General features: G+C 40.5%; 21 protein-coding genes. 7 read left to right on the forward strand and 14 right to left on the reverse strand.

Going from position 1 to position 21,014, the window contains the following annotated elements; translation table 11 throughout:
• Nucleotides 1-60: 60 nt before the first annotated feature.
• From QUF86_RS03115 to QUF86_RS03125, 3 genes are all read left to right on the forward strand, one after another.
• A complete protein-coding gene (locus QUF86_RS03115; protein WP_289333598.1) occupies nt 61-960 on the forward strand; it encodes a DMT family transporter in 900 nt (299 codons plus the stop codon).
• A 115-nt stretch (nt 961-1,075) separates the two neighbouring features.
• Complete coding sequence (rluF, locus tag QUF86_RS03120) at nt 1,076-1,783, forward strand: 23S rRNA pseudouridine(2604) synthase RluF (RefSeq protein ID WP_289333599.1); 708 nt, start codon at nt 1,076-1,078, stop codon at nt 1,781-1,783.
• A 200-nt stretch (nt 1,784-1,983) separates the two neighbouring features.
• Entirely contained in the window at nt 1,984-2,424 is a 441-nt protein-coding gene (locus QUF86_RS03125; protein ID WP_289333600.1) for a hypothetical protein, read from the forward strand.
• Here QUF86_RS03125 and QUF86_RS03130 read toward each other — a convergent pair.
• The 10 genes from QUF86_RS03130 to QUF86_RS03175 all read right to left on the reverse strand — a co-directional run bounded on the left by QUF86_RS03130 (nt 2,355) and on the right by QUF86_RS03175 (nt 12,206).
• Nucleotides 2,355-3,323 carry a sugar phosphate isomerase/epimerase family protein gene (locus QUF86_RS03130; RefSeq protein ID WP_289323538.1) on the reverse strand — a complete coding sequence of 323 codons (969 nt, stop codon included), beginning with the start codon at nt 3,321-3,323 and terminating at the stop codon, nt 2,355-2,357. The genes QUF86_RS03125 and QUF86_RS03130 overlap by 70 nt on opposite strands.
• Before the next feature lie 21 nt (nt 3,324-3,344).
• Entirely contained in the window at nt 3,345-4,385 is a 1,041-nt protein-coding gene (locus QUF86_RS03135; protein WP_061461353.1) for a Gfo/Idh/MocA family protein, read from the reverse strand.
• Nucleotides 4,386-4,402: 17 nt separating this feature from the next.
• Nucleotides 4,403-5,425: a Gfo/Idh/MocA family protein gene (locus QUF86_RS03140; protein ID WP_289333601.1), complete on the reverse strand. Its 1,023-nt coding sequence runs from the start codon at nt 5,423-5,425 to the stop codon at nt 4,403-4,405.
• 18 nt (nt 5,426-5,443) lie between these two features.
• Complete coding sequence (locus tag QUF86_RS03145; RefSeq protein ID WP_289318166.1) at nt 5,444-6,166, reverse strand: ThuA domain-containing protein; 723 nt, start codon at nt 6,164-6,166, stop codon at nt 5,444-5,446.
• A gap of 235 nt (nt 6,167-6,401) precedes the next feature.
• Nucleotides 6,402-7,436, reverse strand: a complete 1,035-nt coding sequence (locus QUF86_RS03150) for a LacI family DNA-binding transcriptional regulator (protein ID WP_289323535.1) — start codon at nt 7,434-7,436, stop codon at nt 6,402-6,404.
• Between the two features lie 57 nt (nt 7,437-7,493).
• The gene (locus tag QUF86_RS03155) at nt 7,494-8,312 is read right to left on the reverse strand and encodes a carbohydrate ABC transporter permease (protein WP_289318168.1); all 819 of its coding nucleotides are present in this window, start codon (nt 8,310-8,312) and stop codon (nt 7,494-7,496) included.
• Nucleotides 8,312-9,172 carry a carbohydrate ABC transporter permease gene (locus tag QUF86_RS03160; protein WP_289318169.1) on the reverse strand — a complete coding sequence of 287 codons (861 nt, stop codon included), beginning with the start codon at nt 9,170-9,172 and terminating at the stop codon, nt 8,312-8,314. The genes QUF86_RS03155 and QUF86_RS03160 overlap by 1 nt, the downstream gene beginning before the upstream one ends.
• Nucleotides 9,173-9,360: 188 nt before the next feature.
• A complete protein-coding gene (locus QUF86_RS03165; protein ID WP_289318170.1) occupies nt 9,361-10,650 on the reverse strand; it encodes an ABC transporter substrate-binding protein in 1,290 nt (429 codons plus the stop codon).
• 360 nt (nt 10,651-11,010) lie between these two features.
• The gene (locus QUF86_RS03170; protein WP_289318171.1) at nt 11,011-11,196 is read right to left on the reverse strand and encodes a hypothetical protein; all 186 of its coding nucleotides are present in this window, start codon (nt 11,194-11,196) and stop codon (nt 11,011-11,013) included.
• 170 nt (nt 11,197-11,366) lie between these two features.
• On the reverse strand, nt 11,367-12,206 hold the full coding sequence (locus QUF86_RS03175) for a YitT family protein (RefSeq protein WP_289318172.1): 840 nt from the start codon (nt 12,204-12,206) through the stop codon (nt 11,367-11,369).
• A 535-nt stretch (nt 12,207-12,741) separates the two neighbouring features.
• On the opposite strand from QUF86_RS03175, the gene bioF reads away from it, so the two are divergent.
• The 3 genes from bioF to bioC are packed head-to-tail and all read left to right on the forward strand — an operon-like array spanning nt 12,742 to nt 15,495.
• Nucleotides 12,742-13,938 carry an 8-amino-7-oxononanoate synthase gene (bioF, locus tag QUF86_RS03180; RefSeq protein WP_289333602.1) on the forward strand — a complete coding sequence of 399 codons (1,197 nt, stop codon included), beginning with the start codon at nt 12,742-12,744 and terminating at the stop codon, nt 13,936-13,938.
• Nucleotides 13,935-14,681: an alpha/beta fold hydrolase gene (locus tag QUF86_RS03185; protein WP_289333603.1), complete on the forward strand. Its 747-nt coding sequence runs from the start codon at nt 13,935-13,937 to the stop codon at nt 14,679-14,681. The genes bioF and QUF86_RS03185 overlap by 4 nt, the downstream gene beginning before the upstream one ends.
• Nucleotides 14,674-15,495 (forward strand): malonyl-ACP O-methyltransferase BioC, encoded by an 822-nt coding sequence (bioC, locus tag QUF86_RS03190; RefSeq protein ID WP_289333604.1) that lies wholly within the window; start codon nt 14,674-14,676, stop codon nt 15,493-15,495. The genes QUF86_RS03185 and bioC overlap by 8 nt, the downstream gene beginning before the upstream one ends.
• Before the next feature lie 220 nt (nt 15,496-15,715).
• Here the strand turns inward: bioC and QUF86_RS03195 are convergent, their stop codons facing one another.
• From QUF86_RS03195 to QUF86_RS03210, 4 genes are all read right to left on the reverse strand, one after another.
• Nucleotides 15,716-16,393 carry an ABC transporter ATP-binding protein gene (locus QUF86_RS03195; protein ID WP_289318176.1) on the reverse strand — a complete coding sequence of 226 codons (678 nt, stop codon included), beginning with the start codon at nt 16,391-16,393 and terminating at the stop codon, nt 15,716-15,718.
• The gene (locus tag QUF86_RS03200; RefSeq protein ID WP_289333605.1) at nt 16,390-17,496 is read right to left on the reverse strand and encodes an ABC transporter permease; all 1,107 of its coding nucleotides are present in this window, start codon (nt 17,494-17,496) and stop codon (nt 16,390-16,392) included. The genes QUF86_RS03195 and QUF86_RS03200 overlap by 4 nt, the downstream gene beginning before the upstream one ends.
• Before the next feature lie 99 nt (nt 17,497-17,595).
• Nucleotides 17,596-18,975, reverse strand: coding sequence for a sensor histidine kinase (locus QUF86_RS03205; protein WP_289333606.1), 1,380 nt, complete (start codon nt 18,973-18,975; stop codon nt 17,596-17,598).
• Nucleotides 18,972-19,691, reverse strand: coding sequence for a response regulator transcription factor (locus QUF86_RS03210; protein ID WP_289336184.1), 720 nt, complete (start codon nt 19,689-19,691; stop codon nt 18,972-18,974). Before QUF86_RS03210 ends, QUF86_RS03205 begins: the two co-directional genes overlap by 4 nt.
• Nucleotides 19,692-20,025: 334 nt before the next feature.
• Here QUF86_RS03210 and QUF86_RS03215 point away from each other — a divergent pair, with 334 nt between their 5' ends.
• Entirely contained in the window at nt 20,026-21,003 is a 978-nt protein-coding gene (locus tag QUF86_RS03215; RefSeq protein ID WP_289318180.1) for a bile acid:sodium symporter family protein, read from the forward strand.
• Nucleotides 21,004-21,014 lie beyond the last annotated feature (11 nt).

The following is a 21,014-nucleotide window of genomic DNA, read 5'->3' on the forward strand; positions in this document are numbered from 1 at the left end:
AGGTACTTCTGTTTTGTTATATTTTATGAATATTCCATCAATTGGGGAAGAGGCAGTCTGATGAAAAAATCTATTGTTATTTTATTTCTTATCTTGGCAAATTTGTTTTGGGCCGGTAATTACATTTTCGGAAAATACGTTGTGACCGAACTTTCCCCGATCCAACTAACATTTACACGATGGCTAATAGCCGTTTTCTTTTTGTTTCCTTTAGCCCAATGGATTGAAAAGCCAAACTGGAAGAGTGTATGGAAAGCCTGGAAATTACTATTAGTCATGGGTGTGCTCGGAATCATCAGTTATAATTTTTTCCTTTATTGGGCTCTGACCTATACAACTTCCATGAATGCAGCTATTGTCAATTCAATTAACCCTGCCATAATTGTTCTTTTTTCGGCTTTGCTGTTGAAGGAGAAAATTTCATCCCACCATGCACTCGGACTTATCATATCTTTATTCGGCGTTTTATTGGTCTTGACAAAAGGACACCTTCTCGATATTTTCCAGCTCAATTACAATAAAGGCGACTTATTGATGATCTTAGCGATTCTCGTTTGGACCTTCTATTCAATAATCGGTAAAAAACTGAAAAACATACCGATCATCTCAGCCACTGCCGTTTCCGTATTTCTCGGATTGATTCTCGTCGCTCCACTCGCCATTGGCTCGGGAATGAACCTTGATTTAAGCAGTAAAGCCATCACGGGTCTCTTATATATTGGAATCTTCCCGTCTGTCGGTTCCTTTATTTTCTGGAATATTTCCCTTCGCCATATCAATGTCAGCCAGGCTGGAGTTTATTTAAATCTGATTGCTGTTTTTACCGCCATTCTTAGCCTGATTTTAGGGCAACCGATTACTATCGTCCAACTCCTGGGTGGTCTCCTTGTCTTCATAGGTGTCTACCTGACAAGTAAAAAGAAAAAGGAATATCCGGCCGCTGTCACAAGGCACATGTAAAAAATGTCCAGAAATCCAAATCAAAGAACGCTTTCTTGTCTTTTCCCCTTGTCTACGCAGCATGATTTACGTTATCCTTTAAAGAAGAAAATCTGAATGTAAAGGTGTGCTTTAGTTGAGGATCAATAAATATATCAGTGAATCCGGAATTACCTCGAGACGAGGCGCAGATAAATGGATAGCCGAGGGCCGCGTGACGATTAATGGCACTGTTGCTGAGCTTGGCAGTCAAGCTGAACCCGGCGATGATGTTCGTGTAGATGGCAAGCCCATTAAAGTGGAACAGCAAAATGTCTATATTGCACTGAATAAACCGATAGGGATTACAAGTACGACGGAAAAACACATTAAAGGAAATATTGTTGATTTTGTAAATCATCCGCTTCGCATTTTTCATATCGGACGGCTGGACAAAGACTCAAGCGGTCTGATCCTGCTTACAAATGACGGAGACATTGTAAACGAAATCCTTCGTGCAGAAAACAAACATGAAAAAGAATATATCGTAACCGTGGATAAACCTCTTACCGCTTCCTTCATTCAAGATATGTCATCCGGAGTGGAGATTTTGGATACGAAAACACTTCCATGCAAGGTTGAACAGTTGACCAAATATACATTTAACATCACTTTGATGCAAGGACTGAACAGACAAATCCGCCGTATGTGCTCCGCACTAGGCTATGAAGTCCGTGATTTGCATCGAGTCCGAATCATGAACATCCATTTGGACGGACTGGCGCTAGGACAATGGCGCGACCTGACCGAGGATGAATTGACAGAACTATTTAAGGAATTGGATTATACTCCAAGGCAGAGATGATAATTGAGATGCCCCCAGAATTCCGGGGGCATCATTTTTTTATTTTAGAAGAGTTTTCAGCAATAATTTGCTTTTTTTTCGTAGTTTTGCACTTTACTCGTGAATTTTGCTGTTACTCGTGAGTTTCACGCTTTTTCTCGTGAATTCCACGCTATTACTCATGAATTCCGCGCTTTTTCTCGTGAATTTTGCTGTTACTCGTGAGTTTCACGCTTTTACTCGTGAATTCCACGCTTTTACTCGTGAGTTTCACACCTTTACTCGTGAATTCCACGCTTTTACTCGTGAGTTTCACGCTTTTACTCGTGAGTTTCACGCTTTTACTCGTGAGTTTCACGCTTTTACTCGTGAATTCCACGCTGTTACTCGTGAGTTTCACGCTTTTACTCGTGAATTCCACGCTTTTACTCGTGAGTTTCACGCTTTTACTCGTGAGTTTCACGCTTTTACTCGTGAATTCCACGCTTTTACTCGTGAGTTTCACGCTTTTTCTCGTGAAATTGCACTTTTTCACGAGTAAGGGTCAAAATAAAAAGCAACCTGCTATAGGCTGCTCGTTATCGGCTATAAATTATATCCACCATAAATCAGTCGGGCTTTCATTGATTAGAACAGTTTTAAGGTTGGATACCGCCCGTTGAAATCCTTCTTCTACAGACATCAGCGGATCTTCGTGTTCGATGCTGACGACGTAATCGTAACCGTATGTGCGAAGGGCGCTCATGATGTCGGACCACTCTTGCAGGCTGTGACCGCATCCTACAGAGCGAAAGTTCCAGGCACGGCTTTGGACATTACCATATGGCTGCATGTCGGTTAATCCATACATATTGATGTTATCCTGATCCAAGTATGTGTCTTTTGCATGGAAGTGGTAGATTGCTCCCGCTTTTCCTAGGATTTTGATGGCACCGACTGGCTCGATGCCCTGCCACCAAAGATGGCTTGGATCAAGGTTGGCGCCTATTGCATCCGATGTAGCTTCCCGCAGTTTTAACAAGGTGTAGGGGGTGTGAACGAGGAAGCCCCCATGCAGTTCAAGTCCGATTTTTATATTGTGTTCATCAGCAATGGCGGCTACTTTTTTCCAATAGGGGATCAATTTTTCTTCCCATTGCCATTTCAGCACATCTGTATATTCATTTGGCCATGGGGCGACAGGCCAGTTTGGATATTTAGCTCCTTCGTGATCACCGGCTGTACCAGAAAAGGTATTGACGACCGGGACGTTCAGTAAGGATGCAAGCTTGATTGTTTTAATCAGTGTTTCATCACTTTCTTTAGCGAATGCTTCATCTGGAGAGATTGGATTGCCGTGGCAGCTGAATGCACTGATCGTCAATCCTCTTGTTTGAACGGATTCCAAGTATTTTTGGCGCTTTTCTTCACTTTCCAGCAGTTCATCAAGTGGACAGTGGATATTGCCTGGATACCCGCCTGTACCGATTTCAACTGTTTTTAAACCGGAATCTGCCACATAATCAAGCATATCCTCGAATGATTTTTGAGCAAATAACACTGTAAAAATCCCTAATTTCACAAGCCCCACCTCACCTTTTCTTTAATTTATGCTCATGACCTTCCCACTTGCCGAGCTTTGATAAATAGCTTCGATTATTTTCGAAACTTTCATGGCTTCCGATGGTTTTACCAATGGTTCCACCAACCCTAGGCAGCTATCAATAAAGTTTTCTGCCTGCTGCAGGTCTGGTGTATCCTCCCCTGGCATCCATACTGCCTCACTATTCAAAAGCATGCCGTGCTTAGCCTGATTCAAGACTAGCGGGAACACATCAAGTCCGCCCTGCGTTCCGGATAAACTCAGAACAGTTGCTTCTTCACGGATATTCGCAGCCCAAGATGTTTCGAATAATAAAGATGCTCCGTTGGCAAATTTGATATATGCCGTGGCATGATCATCCACTTCAAATACCGAGGCATCGAAGTTCCCCCATAGATTGACCTGATCGACACCCTTACTGACATAATTATATGTCGAACCTACGATTTCAATCGGTTCTGGGTCATCCATCAGCCATAAAGCCAAATCAAGCAAATGGCAGCCGTAGTCGATTACGCTTCCCCCGCCTTGCAATTCCTTGCTTGTAAACACTCCCCAGCCAGGAACTTTGCGGCGTCTGATTGCCTGTACACGCGCTACATAAGGCTCACCGATTTCACCGGCCTGAATCATTTTCTTTGCAGCCTGGGCTTCCTTCATGAAGCGGTAATGATAGGCAGTCGATAACACTTTACCCGATATGTTTGCAGCCTCGGTTATTGCCTTACATTCCTCAGTAGTGATTGCCATTGGCTTTTCGCATAACACATGCACACCCGCTTGCAGAGCGGCAATGGAAATCTCCGCATGGAACTTGTTTGGCGTTGCAATCGTTACAGCATCCACTTCAGCAAACATTTCTTCATAATTGGTGAAAACTTTCTCGATATGAAATTCACGTGCAACTTCTCGCGCCTTCATTTCATCTATATCATGAATGGCGTATAAAACTACTTTATCTTGAAATTTTTGAAAAGCTGGGATATGCCTTTTTTGGGCAATTCCGCCAGCACCGATAATACCCATTTTTAATTTGTACATGATGACTATTAACCCCTTTATAAGCGGATGATTTTTCGGGATGCATTTGATTCCATCGCGCCAAGAATGACTTTTAATGATTTTAATCCTTCTACTCCTGTGACAAGAGGCTCCTCATTGTCCACCACACATTTTACAAAGTGGCTGATTACTTCGGAATCATGCTGTCCTTCAGAGTCATTTGTCTGGATGCTTCCCAATTGGATGGTTTCTGTCTTTCCATTATCATGATGGATGATCAGTGAGTATTTCGGATCGTCTTCAAGACGCAATACGGCTTTTTCCGCATAAATGACCGTCGCATTGTCTTCTTTTGCATAAGACCAGCTGGCGGTAAGAGTACCGATGATACCGCTCTCCGTCCGTAGGATACAGGCAGCACTGTCATCAACGTCTGTGTTTTTCTTGGCAGTCGTTTCCACAAAGGCTCCCACTTCAACAAATTCTTCTCCAAGGATATACCTTAATAAATCAGCTTTATGAACGCCTAAATCACCCATTGCACCAATGACTGCCTGATCCTTTTTAAAAAACCAGCTTTCCCGTCCGTCCACGCTCCATGTTTCTGGCCCGGAATGTCCAAAAGCCGTCCGGAAGCTATAGACCTTTCCAAGTTCACCACTCTCAATAAGCTGTTTCGCTTTTTGATGTGAGGGAACAAAACGCTGATTATGACCAATCATTAGTATTTTGCCGCTTTTAACTGCTGCTTCATTCATTTCTTCAGCGTCATTTAAAGAAGTGGCCATCGGTTTTTCACAAAGGACATGCTTACCTGCTTCCAAGGCCGCAACTGTGATGCGTGCATGCAGGTAATTCGGTGTACATACACTGATCGCTTCTATCTCCTCATTCTTCAAAAGTTCTATATAATCAGTATATGCTTGCGCGCCATACCTTTGTGCTGCTGCATTCGCCCGGTCTGGCACAATATCACAAACGGCAATGATTTCAGTTTCCTGATGTGCATCATACTCCGGAAAATGCCTATTTTTTGCGATACTCCCGCATCCAATGACCCCTACCTTCACTTTACCCATTCTGTTCTCTCCTTCACTTCAGCTCTTTGTCGAGATGGATTCCAACGGTTCGGCTTTCCCATAGTTCGTTACCATTCCAAATTCCGGCTTGACCCAATCAACGGCATTCTTAATTACCCGTTGAATCTCTGGATTATGGTAGGTCGGATATGTTTCATGACCTGGTCGGAAATAGAAAATCTTCCCTTTTCCCCGCTGATACGTGCAACCGCTTCTGAATATCTCCCCGCCTTCAAACCAACTGACGAATATTAATTGATCTGGTGCAGGAATATCAAAATGTTCCCCGTACATCTCTTCCTTCTCAAGCTCTATATATTCTCCGATTCCATCAACGATAGGATGACTGGGATCGACAACCCAAAGCCGTTCCCTTTCATCAGCCACCCGCCATTTCAAATCGCAAGTCGTGCCCATTAATCGTTTGAAGATTTTTGAGAAATGACCGGAATGGAGGACGATGAGACCCATTCCCTCGAGTACTCGCTTGTGAACCCTCGCAATGATTTCATCCTGGACTTCATCATGTGCAACATGCCCCCACCATAGAAGTACATCGGTTCGTTTCAGTGCTTCTTCGGTTAATCCATGCTCTTCTTCATCGAGAGTAGCCGTTCTCACCTCGACCTGCTCACTTTGCAAAAAGCCGGCAATTGCCCCGTGGATTCCATCTGGATATACTTCGGCTACTTCAGGCTTTGTTTTCTCGTGGCGAAACTCATTCCATACTAGGACTCTCAAACAATCTCCTCCATTCCATATTAATTTGTCGGCAACTTACTCTGCATGTTTAACTATTACCTCTTTATTCTTAACGCAAACGTTTGCGTTGGGCATGATCAAATCTCAGCCGGTTATAAGAACATACTTAATGACTCAAGAAAGTATGAATTTTCAAAAATAATAGTGATAATCTATATTGTAAATTTATGTTAGCAAAAATCAAGCTTTAATTGGTAAAACATTTCTACATTTTTCATTTAATTTCCTTTTCAGCTACAAAATGCGACTCCCGCTTTATGATTTTCGTAGGAATCCTAATGCTCTTTTCCATCATTTCGGGATTTGCAATAAGATCGAATACGCATTTTGCCGCCTCATACCCTAACTGATACGTATGGATATCAACCGTTGTCAGTGGAGTGCTTAAAAATTCTATGAATTCTGAATGGTTAAAACAGACGACGCTAATTTGCTCTGGTACTTTCAAGTTCTTTTCAGCTAGCACTCCTAGCAAAAGAACACCCAATAAAAGATCCATAACCAAAAAAGCGGTTGGAGCCTCCCTCAATTCCAGCAATTCGTCAATAGCCTTTATTCCATCCGTTCGATTTAAAGGGATCAATTTGATATATTCCTGTGGCACATCCAACCCGGCCTGTTCCATCGCTTGTTGAAACCCTGCCATGCGGGCTTGAATCACCTCAAACTCTGGACTGCCTCCTAAAAAGGCGATTCGCTCATGCCCAAGACTGATTACAAACTCCGATACTTCCCTGGCCGCTTGAACATTATCATTATCAATGAATGTAATGCCGCTCATGTTCGTACTTGGCTTCCCTATCAAAACAAACGGGAAGCCCTGCTTTAATAAATATGGCACGACTTTATCGTCCTTTTTAGAGTATAAAACAATCATGCCATCAACTCTTCTGCCCTGAACCATTTTCACAACATCCTCAAAGATGGCATCCTCCGTCTCGCCGGTTGTCAGAGAAAGACTGTACCCCTCTTTATTACAGAAATCCCCAATGCCCCGAATCACTTCTGGAAAAAAGGGATTATAAAGTGATTCCCTTGCGGAACTTTTCATGACGATCCCAATGGCCTTAGTGGACTTCGTGACTAAGTTCCGGGCATTTTCATTCATATGATAGCCCATTTCCTTTAATACCTTGCGTACTTTACGCTTTGTCTTTTCACTGATTGTCGGGCTGTTATGGATTACACGCGATACCGTTGATGGAGCGACATTAGCCTTTTTGGCAACGTCCTTTATTGTAACAGACATATTCATCACCACTTCCCGTTCACCGCACATGGTTTAATATTCCCTATATTTAAATAGTTATTTAACGGCTCCATCTGCAATTCCTTTGATAATTTGCCTCTGAGCAAAAAAATACGCAATGATGACTGGAATGATGGATAAAGTAAGTCCAGCCAAGGCTAGATGCCATTGTTTCGTATATTGTCCGAAAAAGAAGAATAATTTAAGTGGGATGGTCTCAGATCCTGCGCCACCAATAACAAGGGATGGCAACAAATAGTCATTCCATATCCAAATGACATTTAAGATCCCAACTGTAATGGACATCGGTTTTAATAATGGAAATATGATATGCCAAAATATTTGAAACCGGTTTGCACCATCAATTTTTGCAGCCTCATCAAGTGAGATGGGAATCCCTTTTAAAGTACCATGATATAGGAATATGGAAAGGCTGCAGCCAAAACCTAAATACATGAAAATCAGTCCTGCCTTGTTCAACATCCCAAACTGTCCGAATTGGGCAACAAGCGGTATCATCACAGACTGAAACGGAATCAACATGGCTGCTACAAACACAAAGAAAAGCAAGGAACTTATTTTACTTTTGTTACGGGAAAGCGCATATGCCGCCATCGCAGAAAAGATGATGATGATGACTACACTGACGCCCGATATCAATAAAGAATTGAATAAAGTCCGGAGGAAATCCAATTGTTCGAATGCTTGATAGAAGTTTTCGAATGTCCAGGTTTCAGGCAGTCCCAGTGTATCGGCAAATATATCCCGCTTCATTTTAAAAGCATTGACAATCATTAAATAAAACGGAGTGAGCCATAATATGGCCAAAATGAATCCGACGAATCCAATCAGCCACAATTTCCATTTTTCCCTCATTACAGCTCAACCTCCCGTTTTTTATTGATATAGACTTGTGTCAGTGAAACTACCGCCACAATTACGAAGAAGATAACGGCCTTTGCCTGTGCATATGCCATATCATTTTCAGTGAAAGCGGATTTTACGATGTTCATCGCGACCATTTCGGTTGAATTATAGGGAGCCCCGTTCGTCAAAGAAAGATTTTGATCATAGATCTTGAACGAGTGGGACAAAGTCAAAAACAAGCTGACGGTAAAAGCAGGTGCCACAAGCGGAAAGGTAATATGGCGAAAACGCTGGAAGCTGTTAGCCCCATCAATTTTTGCCGCTTCGATCAAGTCTTCAGGAACAGCCTGCAGATATGCAATATAAATGATCATGATATATCCGGCCATTTGCCAAGACGTTAAAATGATTAATCCCCAAAAGCCTGTATCTGTTGTTGATAACCATCCATTAAATGCTTCGATCCCAGTCAGATCACCAATCGCACCGAAGACTTTAATGAAAATGAACTGCCAAATAAAACCGAGAATCAAGCCGCCAATTAAATTGGGCATGAAGAAAACTGTCCGCAGGATGTTGCTTGATTTAATTTTCGATGTCACGATTAGAGCCAAACTTAATCCGATGATATTGATTACCACGATTGCAGCTACGGAAAATTTAATGGTGAACCAAAATGTATCAAGGAACCCTTTATCAGTAAACAAGTCCATATAATTCTTTAGACCGATGAAATCTGGTGTCCCTAGACCGTTCCAATTCGTAAAGGAATAATAAAATCCGTAGATGAGTGGCACGATCACCACCAAAATGAGTGCAGCAAGAACAGGTGTTAAAAACAGCCAATATGCGGCATCCCGATTCCTCAACGAAACCGACCTCCTTGAAATGATTTAATAGTTAACGGGTTTTAAATTATAGAAAAATCATCGATCATGACTAAGTTAGTTGATGAAAATCTTGTTGCGGCAAATTCCCTTAGAGACTTTCTTGTAACAAGGAACAACCAATCGACACACTTTTTTCATGCCGATTGGTCATTTGCCTTTCCAAACACTTATTTGCTATGAATCTTCTCCCAATTTTCAATGTTCTGTTGTACAAATTCCTCCCACGTCAATTTACCAGTTACGTATTTTTGGACACTTGCACCAAGGTCATCATTCCAACCAACCGGATATCCATTGAACACCCAACCAATCGTATTTCCTTCTTGGGAGTATTTATAAATTTCTTTTGAAATTGGATCGGCTATTTTTTCTACATCATATCCTTCATAAGCAGGAATGAATTTAAAATCCTCCAAAACGGCTTTTTTCCCTTCTTCAGATGTATACATCCAGTCGAGGAACTTCTTCGCTTCTTCCTGCACCTTTTCATCCGATTTCTTGTTCACTGCCCAATAGTTCGGTACGCCGACTGGCATGCCCGCAGAGTCTCCATTAGGAATCGGAATGATGCCAATGCCTTTTTCCGCTAACTCAGGGTCCATATCATACACTGTGTTATATACCCAGTTACCTTGCTGAATGATTGCAACCTTTTCAAGTGAGAACAGCTCTTCCACTTGTTGGGAGTAATCGAGACTTGCTGTCGGCTGGACGGAATATTTATTTTGGATATCGACCATTTGTTTAAACTTGTCACCATCAGTAAATTTAACCGTTGAGGCCTTGCTTGCTTCCAACACATTCCCATCAAACTCCGGAGATAAGAATACATTGGATAAATGGTTTCCTGTCACCCACTTCTCTTTAACCGGATACGCGAAAACTGCATCGATTTTCAATTTATCTTTCTGTGAATCCATTTTCTTAACTGCCGCCTCCAAGGCTTCATAACTTGTAATTTCATCAGGATTAATTCCGGCTTCTTTAAATATCCGTTTGTTATAAATCAAGCCGTAACCTTCCTGGTTAAATGGAAGTCCGAGAACTTGCCCGTCCTCTTCCACGCCATCCAAAGTACCATCAAGTGCCGCTGCTGCAGCTTTCGTGTCCTTTAAATCTGTTAATCTATCTTTATATTGCTCGACATCTACCGGTCCGCCAATGTTAAAAACCGCTGGCTCCTCACCGGAAGCGAACTTTGCCGTAATGGCTGATTTATAATCATTTCCACCGCCAACTGTCGATACCTTGATCTTCACATCTGGATTTTCTTTTTCATATTGTTTTGCCAATGTCTCGAATTGCGACTTGAATTCTACCTTGAACTGAAATATATCCAGCGTCACTTTATCCTTAGAGTCGCTATTTCCGCCAGTAGATGAAGAGCATCCAGCCAAAATCACACTAAAAATTAATAAAACAGAAAAGATTCCCCCGTACCATTTTTTTTGCTTCATACCTACCGACTCTCCCTTTTTCATAAGATTCACGCAATTTTAAGAAAACGTTTGCATAAAATTGTAAAATAAAAGCCTTTAATTCTGCGATAATCATAGTCTATCGTACTTCTTTTACATCACCTCCTCACAAAATCCCTTTGCAAACGTTTACATTTATGGGCTTTATATTACCACCTAATTCCATACTTTACAATAAAATTGTAGTATATTGTAAAAAAAGGATGTTAAAAACCTTCTCAACCTAATTATATGATTCAGAAACCTTTGATTATTCCTTTATCCGATTATAAAATCTAATTTATTGTACGGGCCGTTTTCTAGTATACGAAAAAGGGAAACCCAACGGTTCCCCTCTTTTCACTTCAATACCATTTTCACATTGGAAGGACCATATTCATCCTTCAATTCATAATATTTATCGCTTGCTTGTCCAAATTCTTTAAACACACCACTAATGATCAATTCATTCGTTTCCTTATCAACGACACTGTACTTGATATTGCTTTTCCCAAACTTTCTGTCATCCACTTTTAAAAGGATCATCTTGGACACCTCCACAATTAATGGCTGCACTCCTCAGGGTGTGTGGTTTCTTACTTACATAATATAACAAATTATTCCGAATTCACAGATTTTTTTTACAGTGCAAAATAAAAAAGCCTATTAGGCCTTTTCATTTCGAACTTACGATATCCTCCTTCTGCCAAATAGCTTCAGGACTTCGAAATATCCAGGAATCCTTCACCAAATACGTCCCGAACATCATGTATGGCTATAAATGCATTGCTATCAGTTGACTGAACAATTCTCTTTAACTTGAGTACCTCTTGCTTACTTATAACGATATACAAAATATCCTTTGATTCTTTTGTATAGTATCCATGACCGCTAAAAACAGTGACCCCTCGGTCCATCAATTCTGTTACTTGCTTTGCAATCTGGTCCGCTTCTTTTGAAATGATGGTAATCGCTTTTTTCGGGTTCAATCCCTCAATGATGAATTCCATCGTTTTTGTACCAATATAAAGCATGAGAATAGTAAGCATCAGACCTTCTGCACCAATGATGAAATAAGATGAGAACGCAACGATTAAATCGAAAAACAGAAGTCCATAGCTTAAGCTCCACCCCAAATATTTATTCGTAATTCGGGCTAGGATCGTTGTACCGGCAGTTGTACCTCCAACACGAATGATTATGCCAATACCTGCTCCTGCAAAAACCCCGCCAAATATCGCATTGATGACCAATTCATCTGAAGATATACTCCAACTTTCGGTTAAATGGAGGAAAAGCGAATTAAATGCAACGGCAATAATTGTATAAACCGTTGTCATTTTCGACAAATATTTATAACCGACAATGAGCAGGAAAGCGTTAATGATCAAACTTAACAGCCCTGGTGACCATTCAAAAAGATAAAATAAAATGATGGTTATCCCCGTGACTCCTCCCTCACCAAGTTCATTGGGAATAACGAAAAGATTTATTGCCAAAGCGAAAATAAAAGCTCCTATTAATATAAAGAAAACATCTAAAGAAATCTTTTTCATATTTAATACCTTCCTTTAAGTAATGGTTAATGTGAAAAGAGATAGGTTAATTTCACTGCTCTATAGTAACATGGATTGCCATTTAATCCTTCAAAGATTTGAAGGTTTAACAAAAAGACTCCCTTGGAAGTTAAATTATCTTCAATGAACTTTCATTAAGCTCTTTTAGCCATTAGCTCAAAAAAGCTGCTGCCAAAGGAAAACGCAGCCAGTCTTTGTGATTACCCAACCTGGATGCACCGATGATGGCCCTCATTTCTCCCTTCACATAGAGCAGTCATTATTCCTCCTTATTATTATCGACAAATGCTAGTTTACTCATCATCCGCCCCGCTTGGTTCAAATCACAAAATTACCAACCAGCATGTTGGTGATAGTTGTCTTCTTTCGCCTCTTGATATCTCCCTGATTTATGGATAATTAATTCATTATCCGGTTCCATTTCAAAGCTTGACAGTTTCATTGAGTCATGATTAGAATGTTTTATATGTTAACTAATATATTATTTAGTTAACATATAAAAAGGAGAATGGCCATGCACAGTGAAAAACAATTATCTTGGGAAGAAAAAATAAAGAAAGAGCTTGCCTATTTAGAAGAGATATCACAAAAGCGTGAACTCGTAACAACGGAATTTGCCGAGCAGCCATGGCTTATGATCGACGGGTGCAGAATGCTAAATCTAGCTTCTAATAACTATTTAGGATATGCAGGAGATGAAAGGTTGAAAAAAGCCATGGTTGATGCCGTACATACATATGGTGCAGGAGCAACGGCTTCACGGTTAATTATTGGCAATCATCCTCTTTACGAGCAAGCAGAACAAGCTCTTGTCAATTGGAAGAAAGCAGAAGCAGGACTCATTATCAACAGTGGCTATAACGCAAACCTTGGAATTATCTCCGCCCTGGTGTCTCGTAACGATTTAATTTATAGCGATAAATTGAATCATGCAAGCATTGTCGATGGCACTCTTTTGAGCCGTGCGAAACATTTGCGATATCAGCATAATGATTTAGATCATTTAGAAGCATTATTGAAAAAGTCATCAATTGAAGCACGTAAATTAATCGTGACGGATACAATCTTCAGCATGGACGGTGACTTTGCTTACCTTGAGGACCTTGTTCGGTTAAAAGAACGTTATAATGCAATGTTAATGACTGATGAAGCACATGGAAGCGGCATCTACGGTAAGAACGGTGAAGGTTATGCCTGTCATCTCCATCTTCAAAAAAAAATAGATATCCAAATGGGTACTTTCAGCAAAGCGCTCGGTTCATTCGGAGCCTATGTTGTCGGGAAAAAATGGCTTATCGACTATTTAAAAAATCGCATGCGCGGATTCATTTATTCAACTGCACTTCCCCCTGCCATACTTGGTGCTATAAAAACAGCGATTGAACTTGTGCAAGAAGAGCCAGAGCGCCGCACACTACTCCAAATGAATTCGGAATACTTTAGAGAAAAACTCACATATTACGGGTTTAATATTTGTGGAAGTCAATCACAAATTGTTCCCATTGTCATCGGAGAAAACGAAAAAACGATGAAATTTGCCAAACGTTTGCGGAAAGAAGGAATTGCAGCTATCGCTGTCAGACCGCCGACCGTTCCTGAAAATGAGGCGAGAATCCGGTTTACCGTGACAGCTCTCCACGATAAAAAAGATCTTGAGTGGGCAGTTGAAAAAATTTCGATTATTGGAAAAGAAATGGGTGTTATTGAATGAAAATGCCGAATTTAGTCATGCTTCCAGGCTGGGGAATGGAAAAAGGGGCGTTTCAACCGTTAATTCAACCGCTGTCTGAAGTATCTAACCTTTCATTTATAGAATGGAGAGATATGAAAACACTAAATGACTTTGAAGAAAGAGTCATAGACACAATCGCATCCATCGATGGTCCAATTTATTTACTGAGCTGGTCATTAGGATCACTAATATCACTGGAACTTGCAAGTTCGTATCGAGAAAAAATAAAAGGTTTCATACTCTTTGGCGCAACAAGTCGGTTTACCACAGCAGAAAATTATTCATTTGGCTGGGATCGACTTATTGTCGAGCGCATGAAGAAACAACTACAGCGTAATAAAGAGAAGACTTTGACTTCCTTTTATGAAGCAATGTTTTCCGAAGCTGAAAAAGAAGAAGGTTTTTATCATCAATTCAACGCGACAATTCAACGTGAATTTCATGGAGATGAGGTGTTTTCGCTTTCTATAGGTTTGGATTATTTACTTCAGAAAGATGCTAGAGTAAATCTAGACAGGATTGAAACCCCCTTTTTATTGATTCATGGGAGGGAAGACAAAATTTGTCCACTCGGAGCCTCATCTTTCATTAAAGAAAATCTGGGTGGGAAATCAGAGTTTCATATTATGGAAGGTGCAGGTCATATTCCATTTTTCACAAAACCACAGGAATGTGTGCAGCATATCAAAACATTTATTCAAAAGGAGTACATTCATGATTGATAAACGATTGTTAAGTAAGCGGTTCAGTGAACACGCGAAAACATATGATGCGTACGCCAATGTTCAAAAAAACATGGCAAAACAATTAGTGGATTTGCTTCCTCAAAAAAACACCAATCAAAAAATCAATATTCTTGAAATCGGCTGCGGCACTGGTTACTTAACCAGGTTACTAGTCCAAACATTCCCTAATGCCGCTATTACCGCTGTTGATTTAGCACCAGGAATGGTTGAAGTGGCAAAAGGAATGACAAAGGATGACCGTGTTACTTTTTTATGTGCTGATATCGAAGAAATGGCGCTTAATGAAAATTACGATATGATTATCTCTAATGCAACGTTTCAATGGCTGAATAATCTTCCTGCAACCCTTGAAAAACTGTGTACACGATTAACGGCTGAAGGGAGCCTGATATTTTCAACGTTTGGAATCGATACCTTTCAAGAGCTTCATAGGTCATATGAATATGCGAAAGAAAAGCTTCAACTTTCCATTGATAGTTCACCAGGCCAAATGTTTTATACTCTAGAAGAATTATCTCAAGTTTGTGAAGAAGCACTCCCCTTTTCACCAGCATTTCCAATCGAGATAACAAAAAAAGAAAATCTTGAACTAGAGTACTTTCAGACAGTACGTGAATTTTTCACTTCAATTAAAAAGATTGGTGCAGCTAACAGCAACAAAGAAAACTACTGCCAGCGCCCTTCCTTTTTTCGAGAGTTAATCAGCATATACGACACAGAATACCGAGATGAATCAGGTGTGAAAGCAACCTATCACTGTTTGTTCTTTAAAATAAAAAAACATGATTAATCCGAAGATAACCATCTGAGATCCAAGCAAAATATAATACATAATTGCAGGCCGTTTATATAAAGTAACGACTAGTATTTCAACTGCTTACTGTCGATTAACTAGGTTCTAATTCAAGCGATTCAGGTCGCCGCCTCCCCTAATTCCTTTGGAGAAACGGCGGCCTATTTACCGCTTATTGTAATGACTCAACTCATGAGAGTGTGTTTTACGTATAACTTTATCCAAATACCTTGCCATCTGTAATATTGACCACTCGATCACATAAATCTAACATTCTTTCATCGTGCGTTACCATGATGGCCGCTTTATTTCTTGACTTCACCTCATGTGCAAGCATTTCAACAACATCCCTGCCTCTTTTGGAATCAAGACTTGCGGTTGGTTCATCCGCTAAAATGATTTCTGGATCATTCATCAGCGAACGGGCGATGGCTACACGCTGCCTCTCACCGCCCGACAGTTCTTCTGGCAAGTGACCTGCCCGATGTCCAAGTCCAAGGTGGCTAAGCAATTCGTCCGCTTTTTTCACAATTTTTTTATCCCGCTTGCCAATCAGTTCAGAAAGTAGCAGAAGCTGATCTCGTACGGTGAGATATGGCACAAGATTCGACGATTGGAATACAAATCCGATCTTTTCAAGGCGTACTCTAGTCAATTCCTTTGGGGATAATGTTGTAATATCCTCATCATTAAGCAGTAAGCGACCTTTGCTCGGGGAAAGTAACGCACCTGCTATTGAAAGAAAAGTACTTTTCCCTGAGCCTGAAGGACCCACGATGGCGACGAATTCCCCCGCTCTCACATTCAGGGAAATATTATCAAGGGCTGTCACCTTATTATCGCCTTCCCCATAAATCTTACTGACGTTTTCAAATAATAGCTTATCCCCCATCATGATACCCTCCCTATTGCTTCGATCGCATCTATCTTCGATACTCGGTATAGTGATAGCAGCGAACCCAATACGGATACAACCAAAAGTAACAAGGAATATTTAATGACCAAATCTGTACTCAATTCAAATGGCACTCCTTCTGGCATGATTAAAGTGACGCCATATGTCAGTGCAACACTGATGGCTATACATGTCACGGCAAGCAGCATTACTTGACCAACGATACTTTTTGCCAGGTAGCCCGTATTGGCCCCGAGTGCTTTAAGGACTCCAAATTGATTCGTCTTCTGCAAGGTAATCACATAAAAGAATACAGCCAAAACGAAAGCTGCTATGACAAACAAGAAGGCAATCATCATCGTCAATGTACCCTGTTCCTCTTTGAAGCCTGGTATACTCTGAAGTGATTCTTCTTTCGAAATGAGCGTTACGCCTTCAGGCAATGATTCACGTACATTTCCTTCTGCCTTCGAATCCATTTGCACAGCTATTGTGCTGATTGAATCTTTCTCTTGATTTTTCAATGCAGGATTAATCTCCTGCCACCCCTTAACATTCATGTAAACTACCGGTGAATGGCTGTAAGATTGCTTTTCAGTAAAACCAACAATGGTGAAAACCTTACCTGATAGGTCATCTTTAAGTGAATCACCCAATTTATAACCCACTTCTTTTAAAGAACGATCTGCAACGACTTCACCTTGTTTCTTATTGTCATAGTTCGTTCCTTCTATGACCTTCGGTGCTAAAATTCCACTGGCATCGGTCGCAAAAATGGTGACATCCGTTTTTTCCGATGAGCCGATTTTATTCAATGTGATCATCATTTGCCCCAGACCTTCGGCTGCTTTAACATCCGACGAGGCACGGATTTCATCTAGCTTTTCCATGGATATGATGGATCGGTTCAATTTATTTTTAGACTCATGCTCCATAACGAAATAGTCGGCCTTCATGTTTTGTATGGATGAAGCATTATCTGAAGAAAGTCCATTAGCTAATCCTGAAATGATAAAGACAAGCAAAGCGACCAATACCATGATCAGTCCAATCAGCAGATAACGTAACTTTGAATGCTTTAGTTCACGTAATGCCAAAAACATCATTTCATCTCCCATTCCTTTTGTTTACCGATCAAGTCCTACCTGACTCGGTATGACCCGATTGTAAACAATCAATATGAATGGAAGATGAACAACTGATTACATAAGGGGCAACCGTATATAAAAAGTGGTCCCTTTACAAAGTTCGCTTTGAACTTCGATCGTTCCCCCATGAAGTTCAACCGTCTTCTTCGTAATCGAAAGTCCTAATCCGCTGCTTGTTTCACTCCTGTTCCTCACTTTGTCGACTTTATAAAAGCGATCAAAGATATAAGGGAGGTCTTCTACTGGAATTCCCATGCCCGTATCCGCGATCATCACTTCAACAGCACTGCCTATACTTTTAATCCGAATATCGATCGAACTGCCGTTTTCCGAGTATTTAATGCTATTTGTTATCAAATTCGTCCATACTTGATTTAAAAGTTTCTCATCTGCAGAAATAAGGGTTGAAGGCAAATCCATTTCGATCACCATATCCTTTTCCCGCCAATTCCATTCAAGCATGAACAACACTTGCCTTATTTGCTGTGCTAAATCGAAATTGGACCGTTGCAGCGGATCTTCTTCTTTATCCAACGAAGCAAGCAGGAGCAGCTGTTTGCTTAGTAACGACATGCGCCTGCTTTCTTTTTCAATAATGGACAAGTAATGATTTCTTCGTTCCTTTGTTAATTCTTCCGATTGGAGGGTTTGAGAAAAACCTTGGATGGATGCAAGCGGAGATTGAATTTCATGAGATACATTCGATACGAACTCCTGCCTCATATCATCTAACCGCTGTATGCTTTGAGTCATTTTCGAGAAATTTTGAGCCAAATCCCCAATTTCATCACTGCGGGTAACGTTCAATTCACTACTATAATCTCCATCGGCAATCCTCTTTGTAGCTTCCGTTAATTTCGTAATTGGTTTAACGATGAAACGCGTGTTAATGATCACAAATAAAAAGCTGAGAAGGAGCGTGAGAACAAGCAAAACTGCAAGAAAAAAGCGGAATTCACCAAACTGCAGCTCTATATTCGGCCTTACAAACAATGCATGTTTTTCGCCATTCACGTTCAATGGGACCCCAATGCTATTAATCAATACATCTTCAAAAAATCCGGTAATAAACAACCCATTATTATAATTGGCTATCCCTTGATAGGTCTTCCCGTTCAAAACTCCGGAAATCGTATCTCGATCCAAACCAGTTTCCCGAAACGGCTCACCATATAAAGTTCCTTCACCCTGCTCATTAAATAGATACATTTGATAGTGCAATCCTGCAATATGATTTAAATACGCATCAATATCCTGATCAGGATTTTCCTCATATAAGGAGACGATATCACTTGCAACTTTCTTTATCTTCTCACCATTGTTGGGTTTTTGAACCTGATGATAATAGACATTGGAAATCAAAAAGGCGATGACACTGGCAAGCACCATGATCAAAATGGTTTGAATAACTATCCTGAAATAGAGTGTTTTCACTTCTTGTTGACCTCCAGTTTATAACCTAAACCACGGACTGTCGTTATAACAAAATCATCGGTCCGCCCGGCAAAACGTTCCCTTAACCGTTTAATATGGACATCAACCGTCCGATCATCCCCTTCAAAATCAGCACCCCACACCAATTCAATAAGCTGCTCACGCGTAAAGACCTGATCAGGAAAACTCCCCAGCTGAGCCAGCAGCTCAAATTCCTTAAGCGGTAGGAGCAGCGTACTCCCATTTAGTCGCACCTCATAACTTTTACGGTCAATGACCGTTTGATTCAATGAAATGGATTCAGAATTCACCATACGGTACCTTCGTAATAGCGCTCTTATCCGAAATAGAAGTTCCCGTGGCTCAAATGGCTTTACGAGGTAATCATCCGTACCCGCAAAGTACCCCTTTTCCTTATCGATAAGTTGATCTTTAGCTGTCAATAAAATGACCGGCAGATCATATTGATCCCGGATTTCCTTACAAAGATCCAGTCCGTTTTTAAACGGCATCATAATATCAACAACGGCCAGATGGATCCGTTCCTTCTCCAGTATCAAGGAAGCTTCATTCCCGTCCTTCGCTTCGAATACCATGTACCCTTCCTTTTCCAAGTGAAATTTAAGCAACTCCCGAATATGCCGATCATCATCCGCAATTAATATATGTATCAAAGAAACCACATCTCCACTTCTTTTATAGCCCTGGCTAAACATACAATAGCAATAATTAAACCTGTAAAACAACAAATACTATTTCCTACTCTAGAAAACCGGTAACTACTTTCCATATCATTAGTATGCCAATAATTTGCACCTCTCTTATTTTTCAAAAAAAGAAAAAGGATAAAAGTGAACAGAATTTCTAAAACCTTTTTCTTTGTTAACAACCGCTAGAGAATTACAGTTCAAAAAAATCCCCTATATATATGTCTGTCCATAATGAAACAACCCTAAAGGCTGGTAGAAACGTATTGATTTCAGAAAAAGGTTTAAAATATTCTGAATATAAACTATAATTGTTTTATTTTAAAACATCTAGGAGGTCACTATGGGAGTAGTAGAGAAAATCAGCGGATTTGCTGGTAAAACATTTACCTTATGGGTCATTATATTTGCAGTTATTGCGTATATCTTACCTAATCATTTTGTATGGATTGGAGACTATATTGTTCCATTATTAGGAATTGTCATGTTTGGCATGGGGCTTACATTATCAACATCGGATTTTAAAGAAGTTTTCCGACGTCCGAAAGAAGTGGCACTAGGGGTAGCAGGACATTTTATCATTATGCCATTATTGGCATTTGTATTAGCAATAGGGTTCGATTTGCCCAAAGAAGTGGCTGTTGGTGTTATTTTGGTAGGATGCTGCCCTAGTGGAACAGCTTCAAATGTCATGGTGTTTCTTGCGAGAGGAAATGTTGCGCTTGCAGTTGCCATTGCTTCTGTTTCCACTATTCTAGCGCCAATCGTAACTCCCCTGCTTATTCTGCTCTTGGCAAGTAAATGGGTCAATATCAGTATTGGGTCATTATTCATTTCCATAATTCAAGTGGTGATTATCCCACTGATGCTTGGATTCATTGTTAAAAAGTTTTTCGGTAAACAGGCAGAGGCAGGTGCAAAGGCTTTACCTCTAGTATCTGTCATTTCCATCGTTCTGATCGTATCAGCCGTAGTAGCTGGAAGCCAAGCTCAGCTGGCTAAAACAGGTTTGCTTATTTTTGCAGTAGTCGTTCTTCATAATGTTCTTGGTTTTTTACTCGGCTTTTTCTTTGCTCGTTTATGCGGGATGGATTTAGCTAAACAGAAAGCTGTTGCAATGGAGGTTGGTATGCAGAACTCTGGTTTGGGTGTAGCTATAGCAACAGCCCACTTCTCACCTTTGGCCGCTGTACCTAGTGCCATTTTCAGTGTTTGGCATAATATATCAGGTTCCGTTCTAGCCTATATCTTCAGTCGTATGAAAGATAAGAAAAATGTAGGGACCGTTAAAAATAATTCGATAAAAGCAGACGCATCATAATCTTTTGGAGA

The organism is Peribacillus sp. NJ11 (assembly GCF_030348405.1).
In the GTDB taxonomy this organism is placed as follows: Bacteria; Bacillota; Bacilli; order Bacillales; family DSM-1321; genus Peribacillus.